The organism is Mycobacterium sp. UM_11 (assembly GCF_001414075.1).
Taxonomy (GTDB): Bacteria; Actinomycetota; Actinomycetes; order Mycobacteriales; family Mycobacteriaceae; genus Mycobacterium.
Map to the genome: position 1 here is coordinate 1 of NZ_LATC01000187.1, position 3,705 is coordinate 3,705.

1 protein-coding gene and 2 pseudogenes are annotated in these 3,705 nt (G+C 66.9%); all 3 read right to left on the reverse strand.

What is annotated here, in order from left to right; all coding sequences use genetic code 11:
• Nucleotides 1-1,933 (reverse strand): molybdopterin dinucleotide binding domain-containing protein (locus WU80_RS26500; RefSeq protein WP_369808573.1); only part of this gene is annotated, 1,933 nt, incomplete at its 3' end.
• Nucleotides 1,919-3,139 (reverse strand): annotated as a pseudogene (locus tag WU80_RS26505) (molybdopterin-dependent oxidoreductase); the annotation flags it as partial. The gene WU80_RS26500 and the pseudogene WU80_RS26505, both read right to left, overlap by 15 nt.
• An 81-nt stretch (nt 3,140-3,220) precedes the next feature.
• Nucleotides 3,221-3,343: pseudogene (locus tag WU80_RS26680) on the reverse strand (hypothetical protein); the annotation flags it as partial.
• Nucleotides 3,344-3,705: the final 362 nt, after the last annotated feature.

Here is a 3,705-nt window from a genome sequence, read left to right on the forward strand (position 1 = left end):
AGATGTGTATAAGAGACAGCGACATCAGACCGTGCTCACCGACCTCGACCGGGGTCTGCCCGTCCAGCCCGGTGACCGACAACCATTCGTCCACCAACTGGTCGCTGTTGCGCGGCCACACCCCGAGCGCGTCGCCGGCCTCATAGGTGACGGCTTCTTCCGGCAGGCTGAAAACCAAGTGCCGCACGTCTTTCGCCGACTTCGGCCGACTCAGCACGGTGTTACGGACCATCCCGGTGATCAGCGGATGCTTCTTGCTGTAGGTGTTCGGCTGACCGGGCCGCGACGGCGCGGTGACCGCGGAAGCCCGCGCCGTCGCCGGAGCCCTGCCGTCGCGGCCGACCGACGTGGGTGTGCGGGTCAGTGCCGCAATGACGTCGCCCGCCCACTTGGCCGCGGGGCCGTCGTAGTCGGGTTCACAGTCGACGCGGGCGGTGATGCGGGTTGCCCCCAGCTCGGCGAGGCGGGTGTCCAGGCCGCGTCCGTGACCGCAGAAGTCGTCGTAGTTCGAATCGCCCAGGGCCAGCACGGCATACCGGGTGTCGGTGAACCTGGGTGCCCCGTCGGACGTCAGCGCGCGCCACAAGCCGGTGCCGTTGTCCGGCGGGTCACCGTCGCCGGTCGTGCTGGTGATGAGCAGCAGTTCCCGCGTCGTGCTCAATTCGGCGGCGGGGAAGTCGTCCATGGCGTGCAGCGCCACCGGCAAGCCGGCCTCGCGCAGTCGCGCCGCGACATCCGCGGCGAGCTCTTCGGCGTTCCCGGTCTGTGATGCCCACAGCAGCACGATGGGTGCCCGGTCGGCGGGCTTGCGCGTCGCTTGCTTGACCGCCGGGGCCGGCTTTGACCCGGGCGCATCGTTGCGTGAGAAAAGGCCGGCGAGCAGGCCGTCCACCCACAGCCGGGTGTCGGAATCGAAGGGGGCGCTGCGCGGCAGGGTCGGCACCCCGGCCGTCCGTCTACCAGCGTCCGACCGAAGTGCGGTCAACATCCCGGCAAGGTAGGAGCGGCCGGGCTCGTCGAATTCCGGCACGGGTTTCGTTGCCACGCCGAGCAAGTCGGCGAGGGCATCGACCTGTGACACGCTGATTTCCGTTACCTCCGTGACCGCTGGATCCGGTGTGCCGGCGCCGGGTGGCTCTGGTTTGACGCCCGGGTCCGGCGCGGGGACAACGACTTTCGCTAGCGCGACGGCGCAGGCTTTGAATTCCGGTTGGTTCGAGATCGGGTCCACCGCATCGTTGGTGACGGCGTTGATGGCGAGGTATTCGCCGAAGACGTCGTTCCAGTGGAACGGGGCGAAGCAGTTGCCGGGGCGCACCCGGTCGCTGATCGCGGCGGGCAGGACGGCGCGGCCACGCCGGGAGGCGATTTCGATCGCGTCGCCGTCGGTGATCTCCAAGCGCGCGGCGTCATCGGGGTGGATCTCCACGAACGGGCCGGGGTTGAGCTTGTTCAGCTTGGCCACCTTGCCGGTCTTGGTCATCGTGTGCCACTGGTGCGGCAGGCGGCCGGTGTTCAACACGAACGGGAAGTCGGCGTCGGGCATTTCGTCGGGCGGCAGGTGCGGACGGGCGAAGAACTGCGCGCGACCGTTCGCGGTGGGGAACGCCAACCGGGGCGCGCTGCCGTCCTCGCGGACCAGCCGGGCCTGGCTGACGCCGTCGTTGAGGTAGCGAATGGGATTGCGGTCACGGGTGCCCCCGGGCGGGCACGGCCACTGCAGCGGGCCCCGGCGCAGCCGCTGGTAGCTGACCCCCCGCAGGTCGTACCCGGTGTTCGGGTTCGAGAACCGCTTGATCTCGTCGAAGACTTCCTCGGCGCAGCTGTAGCTGAAGGCGTCCGAAAAGCCCATCTCGCACGCGATCCGGGCGATGATCTGCCAGTCGGGCATTGCGTCGCCGGGTGCCGCGATCGCCGGCTGTAGCAGCGTCATGTTGCGCTCGGAATTGACCATCACCCCCTCGGCCTCCGACCAGAGGGCCGCCGGCAGCAGGATGTCGGCGTATTCGTTGGTCTCCGTGTCGAGGAACGCGTCCTGGGTGACGACCAACTCGGCGCGTTCGAGACCGGCCAGCACCGTCCTCCGGTTCGCAACGGAGGCAACTGGATTGGTGCAGACGATCCAGCACGCCTTGATCTCCCCGTCGGCCAGCCGGGAGAACATGTCGACGGTGCCGCTGCCGACTTCGGCACGCAGTGTGCCACGGGGGATGCCCCACTGGTCTTCGGTGAAGGCGCGGTCGTCCGCGGACAGGACCGAACGCTGCCCGGGCAATCCCGGCCCCAGGTAACCCATTTCGCGGCCGCCCATCGCGTTGGGCTGGCCGGTGAGCGAGAAGGGGCCGCTGCCGGGTTTGCAGATCGCGCCGGTGGCCAGGTGCAGGTTGCACAGGGCGTTGGTGTTCCAGGTGCCGTGGGTGCTCTGGTTGAGACCCATGGTCCAACAGCTCACGAAATTGTCGGCCGCGCCGATCATTTCGGCCGCCGCGCGGATGTCTTCCGCGGGGACCCCGGTGATTTCGCTGACCGCGTCGGGGGTGTACTGCGCCAGGAAGCCCGGCATCGCCTCCCAGCCCTCGGTGCACTCGGCGATGAATTCGGGATCGGTGTGCCCGTTCTCGACGATCAGGTGCAACAGCCCGTTGAGCAACGCCAGATCGGACCCGGGGGCGATCTGCAGGAACAGGTCGGCCTTTTCCGCGGTGGCGGTGCGGCGCGGGTCCACCACGATCAGTTTCGCCCCGGCCTTGACGCGCTCCATCATCCGCAAGAACAGAATGGGATGGCAGTCGGCCATGTTCGCGCCGATGACGAAAAAGACGTCGGCGTGCTCGAAGTCTTCGTAGGAGCCGGGCGGACCGTCCGCACCCAGCGAGAGCTTGTAGCCCGAACTGGCGCTGGCCATACACAACCGCGAGTTCGACTCGATCTGGTTGGTGCCGATGAAGCCCTTGGTCAGCTTGTTCGCCAGGTACTGCGCCTCGATGGACATCTGCCCGGACACGTACATCGCAAAGGAATCCGGGCCGTGCTCATCGATGATCGCGCGTAACCGGTTCGCGCAAGCCGTGATCGCGCGGTCCATCTCGACGGCCTCGATGGGCTCGCCACGATCGGCGCGAACGTATGCCGATTCCATCCGCCCCGGCGCGCTGAGCAGGTCCGAAGTGGTGGCACCCTTGGTGCACAGCCGGCCGAAGTTGGCCGGATGTTCTTTGTTCCCAACCGACTTGGTGATGTGACGCCGGCCGCTCTCGGGATCGGTTGTGACCTGCAACACCATCCCACAACCGACGCCGCAGTACGCGCACACGGTGTTCACGGCATCGTCGATGGACGCCATGGACTCCCTGGTCACGCACTTCCCTTCCTTTGAGCGCAACGGGCCTACGTGAAATGGTGCGACGTTGATGTTTCGGCACTTGGTATCCGGAGTTTCCCCCGCTTTACGGCTTCCTCTCACCGGACGAAGCGCGTGCGTGAACTCTGAAGAAAGCCACAAATGCCCTGCTCAGCGCGGGTCGTCGTCGACCCGTCGGCCCGCTTTACGCTACCCGGGCGCCCCCGCGCGACGCCCGCCAGAACGGCGTCTGGAACCAAACAAACGGCACATTCACAGCCTTCGCTAAGCTCACCGAGTGCGTCAGCTGATTGTGATTGCGCTGATTCTGCTGGCCGCCGGTTGCGGCTGTCTCTTATACACAT